This is a genomic window from Clostridium sp. 1001270J_160509_D11, assembly GCF_015667935.1.
Classification (GTDB): Bacteria; Bacillota; Clostridia; order Peptostreptococcales; family Peptostreptococcaceae; genus Intestinibacter.
In genome coordinates, this window is record NZ_JADPET010000131.1 from 1 (window position 1) to 8,268 (window position 8,268).

The 8,268-nt window shown below is 28.7% G+C and carries 7 protein-coding genes and 1 pseudogene; all 8 read left to right on the top strand.

From position 1 onward, the window contains the following. Positions 1 to 77 (top strand): annotated as a pseudogene (locus I4U58_RS11065) (hypothetical protein); the annotation flags it as partial. Between the two features lie 82 nt (positions 78 to 159). After that, entirely contained in the window at positions 160 to 1,944 is a 1,785-nt protein-coding gene (gene iorA, locus I4U58_RS11070) for an indolepyruvate ferredoxin oxidoreductase subunit alpha (RefSeq protein ID WP_195931407.1), read from the top strand. Position 1,945: 1 nt separating this feature from the next. Then, a complete protein-coding gene (locus I4U58_RS11075; protein WP_195931408.1) occupies positions 1,946 to 2,521 on the top strand; it encodes an indolepyruvate oxidoreductase subunit beta in 576 nt (191 codons plus the stop codon). 143 nt (positions 2,522 to 2,664) lie between these two features. Continuing rightward, entirely contained in the window at positions 2,665 to 3,735 is a 1,071-nt protein-coding gene (buk, locus tag I4U58_RS11080; protein WP_195931409.1) for a butyrate kinase, read from the top strand. 26 nt (positions 3,736 to 3,761) lie between these two features. Then, positions 3,762 to 4,589 (top strand): MerR family transcriptional regulator, encoded by an 828-nt coding sequence (locus I4U58_RS11085; protein WP_195931410.1) that lies wholly within the window; start codon positions 3,762 to 3,764, stop codon positions 4,587 to 4,589. Next, positions 4,582 to 5,493, top strand: a complete 912-nt coding sequence (locus I4U58_RS11090; RefSeq protein WP_195931411.1) for a phosphate acyltransferase — start codon at positions 4,582 to 4,584, stop codon at positions 5,491 to 5,493. Before I4U58_RS11085 ends, I4U58_RS11090 begins: the two co-directional genes overlap by 8 nt. 307 nt (positions 5,494 to 5,800) lie before the next feature. After that, on the top strand, positions 5,801 to 7,006 hold the full coding sequence (locus tag I4U58_RS11095; RefSeq protein WP_195931412.1) for a cation:proton antiporter: 1,206 nt from the start codon (positions 5,801 to 5,803) through the stop codon (positions 7,004 to 7,006). A 189-nt stretch (positions 7,007 to 7,195) separates the two neighbouring features. Then, positions 7,196 to 8,221 (top strand): LacI family DNA-binding transcriptional regulator, encoded by a 1,026-nt coding sequence (locus I4U58_RS11100; RefSeq protein WP_195931413.1) that lies wholly within the window; start codon positions 7,196 to 7,198, stop codon positions 8,219 to 8,221. Positions 8,222 to 8,268: the final 47 nt, after the last annotated feature.

Sequence of the window (8,268 nt, forward strand, 5' to 3'; positions counted from 1 at the left end):
ATGATGTATTATTTATTGACGAAATACACAGAATAAATAGGAGTGTAGAGGAAGTTTTATACCCTGCAATGGAAGATAAGTACAATGATAATTCATTAAATGATTTTTAATAATACGAAGGAAAACGATTACAAGATATATTTAAGGGGGGATTTAGTTATGAAGAAATTAATGACAGGTAATGAGGCGATAGCACGTGGAGCTTATGAAGCTGGTGTTAAATATGCGTCTGCATATCCAGGAACTCCTAGTACAGAAATATTAGAAAATATAGCTTTATATAAAGATGATATAGTAGCTGAATGGGCTCCAAATGAAAAGGTAGCATTAGAATCAGCTGCAGGTGGAGCATTTGCAGGGGCAAGAACTTTAGCATCTATGAAACATGTTGGACTTAATGTGGCAGCAGACCCATTATTCACAGTTGCATATACTGGTATAAATGGAGGATTTGTAGTAATAACTGCGGACGAACCAGGTATGCATTCATCTCAAAACGAGCAAGACAATAGAAATTATGCAAAATCAGCAAAAGTACCACTATTAGAACCATCCACAAGCCAAGAGGCAAAAGATATGATGAAAATGGCTTATGAAATAAGTGAAAATTTCAATACTTTAGTAATAATGAGACTTACTACAAGACTTTGCCATTCAAAGGGCTTAGTTGAATGTGAAGATAGAAATGAAGTTGGTATAAAACCTTATGAAAAAGTAGTAAAAAGAGTAACAGTACCTGCTAATGCTAGATTATTAAGAGTAGATGTAGAAGAAAGAGAAAAGAAATTATATAAATTCTCAAATGAAACAGAAGTAAATTATATGGAAATAAATGAAGGAGCTAAAGTCGGCGTTATATCTTCAGGAATGTGTTTCAATTTTGCAAAAGAAGTCTTTAATAATAATGCATCTTATCTAAAATTAGGATTTACAAATCCAATGCCAGATGAAAAAATTAAAGAATTTGCTTCTAAAGTAGAAAAAATCTACATAGTAGAAGAAAATGATAAATTTATAGAAGAACATGTAAAATCATTAGGTGTAGATTGTATAGGAAAAGATATACTACCTGCATATGGTGAAATGACTCCTGATGTAATTAGAAAGAGCATATTTAAAGAAAACTTTAAACATGAAGATATAGATCCAGACTTAGTTATACCAAGACCTCCTACATTTTGTGCAGGATGTCCACATAGAGGTCTATTTTATGAATTAGGAAAGAGAAAAGACGTTGTAGTTGCTGGAGATATTGGATGTTATACTTTAGGATTTGCTTCACCATATAATGCGATGGACTTTGTTGTATGTATGGGGGCTAGTTTAAGTTCAGCTCATGGATGTCAAAAGGTACTTAATATGGTTGATGGAAATGAAAAAAGAGTAATAGGTGTACTTGGAGATTCAACTTTCTTCCACACAGGAATAAACAGCTTAATCGATGTTATATACAATAAGGGAAATTCAATTTCAATAATATTAGACAATAGAATAACAGGAATGACAGGACATCAAGAAAATCCAGGCTCAGGTTTTACACTACAAGGTGATGATACAACAGCAATAAATATTGAACAAGTAGTAAGAGCTTTAGGAATGAAAAATATAAGAGTCATAAATCCAAATAAATTAGATGAAGTAAGAGATGCACTAGATTGGGCAATTAGTTTAGACGAAGCGTCAGTTATTATAACTAGATGGCCATGTGCTCTTAAGAGATTTTCACAAGCAGATATAGACGAATTCGGAAAAGTATTTACAGATAAATGTGTTGTAGATGAAGAAAAATGTGTAGGATGTAAAAAATGCACAAAAACTGGATGTCCAGCAATATCAGTTAATAAAGAAACGAAAAAAGCTTTAATAGATAAAAACCAATGCTTAGGTTGTGAAGTTTGTTTACAAGTTTGTCCAAAAGACGCCATAGTAAAGGAGGAAAAATAAAATGACTAAAAGCATAATGTTAGTTGGTGTAGGTGGTCAAGGAACTATTTTAGCTAGTAAATTGTTGACAATAGGTCTAATGCAAGAAGGATACGATGTGAAAATGAGTGAAATACACGGTATGAGCCAAAGAGGAGGTTCAGTTTCATCTCAAATTAGATATTCAAAAGATAAAGTTTATTCTCCAGTTATTGAAATTGGTGGAGCAGATATGATAGTTTCATTTGAAAAAGTAGAAGCACTAAGATATTTAAAATATCTTAAAGAAGGTGGAACAATAGTAGCTAATAACTATAAGATGGAATCAGTAGCAACTATAACAGGTAGCGCTGAATATAAGGTAGAAGAAGTGGACGAAAAATTAAAAGAATTACATGCAAAAGTTATAAATGCAGCTGATAAAGCAGTTGAACTTGGAAATGAAAAAGTTATGAATATAATTTTACTAGGTACAGTTATAAAAGGTATGCACTTAGAAGAGATAGATTGGGAACAAATTATAAAAGACAATGTAAAAGAGAAGTTTATTGATATAAATATAAGAGCTTTACATGAAGGAATGGAATTAGTAAGTTAATTTATCTAATTTAAATAGATAATAAAAGTTAAATAGTTATATTTAAATAAAAATTTATTTAAGGTAAAGAGCTGTTATGAGAAAAGACTTATAATAGCTTTTTATCTATATAATTTTATCTATATAAAATGGGAGGAAGAGGTATGTCTTATAGAGTTTTAGTTATAAATCCAGGATCAACATCTACAAAGTTTGCTGTATATGAAGATGAAAAGCCAATACTAACAAAGTCAATAGAGCATGATGCAGCTGAAATATCTAAGTTTGATAATATATTAGATCAATATAAAATGAGAAAAGAACAGATACACAATGTATTAGATGAAAATAATATAGACTTAAAAAGTATAAATACGATAGTAGGAAGATGTGGAGGTCTTCCACCTGTAAAAAGTGGAGCATATAAGATAAATGATGAAATGATAGATAGACTTAGAAATAATCCAACTTTAGAACATGCATCAAATTTAGGAGCTGTTATATCTTATTCGCTTGCAAATGAAATTGGAGTAGATTCATATATATATGACCCAGTTTGTGTAGACGAATGTATTGATATAGCACGACCTTCAGGGCTAAATGGAATGGATAGACACTGTTTAACTCATGCCTTAAATACAAGAGCTATGGCTATTAAATATGCAAAAATGCATAATAAAGAATATAAAGATTTAAACCTTATAGTTGCACATTTAGGTGGTGGAATTAGTTTAAATGTACATGAAAAGGGACATATGATAGATTTTGTATCTGATGAAGAGGGACCTTTTTCACCTAGTCGTGCAGGAAGATTACCTGTAACTAGTTTGATAGACTTATGTTATAGCGGGAAATACTCTCATAAAGAGATGAAAAAAAGAGTTAGAGGAGAAGGTGGAATATATTCATATATGCACACTTTTGATGCTAGAGAAGTGGAATCCAAAATAAGCGATGGAGATGAAGATGCAAAATTAATATACGATGCAATGGCGCTACAAATAGCTAAGTCAATAGGAGAATTAGCAACTGTTGTAAATGGAGTTGTTGATGCTATAATTATAACAGGGGGAATAGCTTATTCTAAATATATGACAGAGAGTATTAAAAAAAGAGTTCAATTTATTGCTCCTGTTGAAATACTACCTGGAGAAAATGAATTAGAAGCCCTTGCATTTGGAGGACTTAGAGTTTTAAGGGGAGAAGAAGAAGCTAGAATTTATAAAGAAGAGTAATGTATAATTTTAGGGGCGTGTGATATATGAAAGAATTTTTTACTATTGGAGAAATTTCAAAATTATTTAATATAAATAGTAAGACACTTCGATATTACGATGAGATTGACTTATTTAAGCCGAGTTATGTAGATGAACATAATAAATATAGATATTATTCAATAGATCAATTTGAATGTCTAGAGACAATACAGTACTTAAAGGAATTAGGGCTTAGTTTAAGCAAAATAAAATATCATTTAAATACATTGAATTTGAGTAGTATAGTAGATTCTTTAGAATATCAAAATAAGATTATAGAAGAAAAAATAAATGAATTAAAACTAATTCAACAAAAAATAAATAAAAAGATATTTCAGATACAAGATGCGGTACAATTAGATTTTTTAGATCAGATAAGAGAAATTGACTTTGAACAAAGGTGTGTAATTGAATACAAAGAAAACATATCCTATAAAGGTGTTGAATTATTAGTTAGAAAATTAGCAAAGGTATCTGAATATAAGGTAAGCTTAACTTACGGAGATGTAGGGATATCGATTTCAAAGGATAACTTAAAAAATAAGATATATACCGAATATAATCGTGCATTTGTTATAGTTGAAGAAGGACAGTATGAAAAAAATATAGTAAAAGTATTTCCAAAATCGAAATATTTATCTATTAGATATAATGGATACCACAAAGATGCCCCAAAATATTATAAAAAGTTGGATGAATATATCATAAAAAATAATTATGAAATAATAGACGATTCAATAGAAATACAATTAGTAGATCCAAGTTTGATAACTTGTGAAAGTGAAATGGTATCAGAAATCCAAGTACCAGTAAGGAGTAGATTGTATGATTAAAAAATTAGATGAAATTTTGGATACTTTAAAGGGGAATGAAAAGGCAGTTTTATCAGTTGCAGCTGCACATGATGAAGAAGTATTACTTGCAATAAAAAGTGCAACTGAAATGGGAATAATAACACCTATATTAGTGGGGCATGAAGATGAAATAAGAAATATATCAAAAGAAATAAACTTTGATTTAAATGGAATAAAAATAATAAATAAAGAAACTATAGAAGAATGCGCAGAGGTAGCTGTAAAATTGGTTTCTTCCAAAGAAGCAGACTTTGTTATGAAAGGACTTTTAGATACATCTGTAATTTTAAAAGCAGTTTTAAATAAAGAATGGGGACTTAGAACAGACAGTTTGCTTAGTCATGTTATGATTTATGAAGTAGATTTTTATCATAAATTATTAGTAACAACTGATGGAGGTATGAATATTGCCCCTGATTATGAACAAAAAGTAAAAATATTAAAAAATGCGATAGAAGCTACAGAGCCATTGGGACTAAAAACTATAAAAGTGGCAGCTTTAGCAGCAAAAGAAAAGGTAAATCCTAAGATGCAAGCAACTATCGATGCAAAACAATTAGAAGAAGCAGGTAAAAATGGCGAATTTGGAGACAATGTAATTGTTGAAGGTCCTCTTGCGTTTGATTTGGCAGTATCAAAAGAAGCATGTGAAGTTAAGAAGTTTAAAACACAAGTTGGTGGAGATGTAGATATAATATTGATGCCGACAATTGAGGTTGGAAACGGAATAGGCAAGGCATTTACATATGCTGCAGGTGCAAAATCAGCAGGTATAATAATGGGTGCAAAATCTCCAATAGTTTTAGTATCAAGAGCAGATACTCATGAATCAAAATTATATTCTATAGCATATGGAGCTATAGTAGCATCTCATAAAAAATGATAAATATTTATAATTGGTTTATATAAAAAGACGTTTTTTAAAAACGTCTTTTTATTTTACATTAGAAAATAAATTTACTCGTTATTATATTTCTTATAAACTTTCTATGGAAATAGATTTATTACATAATAAGAAGTGGAAAAAATTACATAACTAAAACCTTTGGAATAAATGTTTTCTTTTGAAATGTTGGAAAAAGATTGAAATTTTCTTTTGATATATTATTTCAATGGGTGTATAATATCAGTTGCGTTAGGGAAGGAAAATTTTATAAATTAAATATTATGAAAGTAGAGGACATATTAATATGAATTCTTATTATTTTTTATTTGAGATATCATTAATCTTATTTTCGACTAAATTATTAGGATTGATATCTAGAAAAATTAAACTACCACAAGTAGTTGGGGCATTATTGGCTGGGATTATAATTGGCCCATGTGTATTAAATTTAGTTGTGGAAAGTGAATTTATAATGCAATTATCAGAAATAGGGGTAATATTCTTGATGTTTATTGCTGGTTTAGAAACTGATATATACGAATTAAAAAAACAAGGGAAAGCATGTTTTGTAATAGCAGTTTTAGGTGTATTAATTCCTTTTATATTAGGACTGGTAACAACTTATTTATTTGGTAAGTTTGGAATGCAGGATATTATGGGACATAGTAGTTTATTTTTAGAAAGTGTATTTGTAGGTGTGATCTTAACTGCAACATCAGTTAGTATAACTGTAGAAACACTTAGAGAAATGGGCAAATTAAATTCAAATGTAGGAAATACATTATTAGGTGCAGCTATAATTGATGATATATTAGGTATAATAGCACTGTCTTTAGTTTCAAGCTTTGCTGATACTTCTGTAAAAGTAAATATTATATTGTTAAAAATATTATTATACTTTGTATTTATGGCAATAGTATCATTTGTACTTTATAAAATATTAAAAAATTGGTTTATGGATAAAGAAAACTTTAAAAGACAAGTAATAGCAGTAATTGGTTTATGTTTATTACTAGCTTATATATCTGAAGAGTACTTTGGTGTTGCAGACATAACAGGTGCGTTTGTAACAGGTCTTATTATATCAGCAGTTGGTCTTAAAAAAGAAAAAATTATGTTTGCAGTAGATGATTTATCATATGCATTTTTATCACCAATATTCTTTGTGAGTATAGGTCTTAAATTAGTTTTACCAAAAATGAGTATAATAATAGTAGCATTTGCAATAGTATTATCTATAGTAGCAGTTATATCAAAGTTATGGGGATGTGCATTAGGTGCTAAAATATTTAAGTTTTCAAATAAAGAATCTCTTCAAATTGGAGCAGGTATGGTTTCAAGAGGAGAAGTCGCCCTTATAGTAGCAAATAAAGGCGTAAAATTAGGAATTATATCAAATGTAATTTTTGCACCTATATTAATAGTAGTAATAATAACAACTATTATTGCACCGATTCTTTTAAAAATAGCATTTAATGATAATAATTTAAATGATGAAATGATAAGTTAGTTTTTTAATAAATTTTATTATATTTATTTTATCGATTGCATTTTTAATTCGTTTATCATAAAAGTAATTTATAGATAAGGGTATATATTTATAATAACTGGGTTTATTATTTTATTATATATGTTTTATAATAAAGTAAATGCGCAGTTATTTTTATTTTGTAAAAATACAAATAAGGAGGTATTTATATTGGCGACATTAAAAGAGATAGCTAATGCAGTTGGGGTTTCAGTTGGTACAGTATCACGAGTATTAAATCATGATATTAGTATAAGTGTAAGTGATGAAACAAAAATAAAAATATTTAATATGGCAGAAGAAATGCAATATAAAACTTTGAAGCAAAGGAAAATAAATAATAAGATTGAAAATAACAAAATTAGAGTGGGAATAGTTGAAATGTACAATCCTAGTGAACAACTAGAGGATCCATATTATTTATTACTTAGAAGTGTAGTAGATAGAGAATGTTTTGAAAATGAAATACAAGTTGTGAATTTATATAAAAACAATGAGGAATATAAGTATATAGGAGAAGAGCCAATAGACGGTATTATCGCTATAGGTAAATTTAGTAAAAAAGAAGTAAAAAAAATAAGCGAGATAAATAAAAACATTGTGTTTTTAGATTCTTCACCAGATGAAATCAACTATGATTCGGTAAAAATAAATTTTAAATTAGGTACAATAATGGCACTTGATCACCTAATTGAATTAGGTCATAAGAAAATTGGCTTTATAGGAAGTTTTAAAACTTTAGATGATTATAAAAACAAGAGTTTAGATAAACGAGTAGAATTTTATAAGTCCTATATGAAATCTAAAAATCTATATAATGAAGATTATATTATTGATACTATGGATGTTACCTCTATAGATGGATACAATAAGACAAAAGAATTTATATTAAATAATGATAAACTTCCAACTGCTTTTTTTGTTGAAACAGATACTATAGCAACGGGAGCTTTAAGGGCTTTATATGAATGTAATATAAAAGTACCAGAGGATATAAGCATTATTGGATTTAATGATTTAATAGCATCACAACACACAATTCCACCGCTTACTACAGTTAGGGTCCATATAGAGAATTTAGCCAATGCGGCTGTAGATTTAATTTTAGAAAAGGTTTCGAAAAATAGAAAATACAGTAAAAAAGTTATAATACCGAGTCAATTGATTATAAGACAAAGTACAGGAGCTGTTAAATAATAAGTAAAAAATTCTACATCTTTTTAAATTATAGATGTAGAATTTTT

What these genes read in the sequence shown, in the direction of transcription:
- iorA (WP_195931407.1), top strand. Translation starts at nt 160, where the DNA reads ATGAAGAAATTAATGACAGGTAATGAGGCGATAGCACGTGGAGCTTAT.
- I4U58_RS11075 (WP_195931408.1), top strand. Translation starts at nt 1,946, where the DNA reads ATGACTAAAAGCATAATGTTAGTTGGTGTAGGTGGTCAAGGAACTATT.
- buk (WP_195931409.1), top strand. Translation starts at nt 2,665, where the DNA reads ATGTCTTATAGAGTTTTAGTTATAAATCCAGGATCAACATCTACAAAG.
- I4U58_RS11085 (WP_195931410.1), top strand. Translation starts at nt 3,762, where the DNA reads ATGAAAGAATTTTTTACTATTGGAGAAATTTCAAAATTATTTAATATA.
- I4U58_RS11090 (WP_195931411.1), top strand. Translation starts at nt 4,582, where the DNA reads ATGATTAAAAAATTAGATGAAATTTTGGATACTTTAAAGGGGAATGAA.
- I4U58_RS11095 (WP_195931412.1), top strand. Translation starts at nt 5,801, where the DNA reads ATGAATTCTTATTATTTTTTATTTGAGATATCATTAATCTTATTTTCG.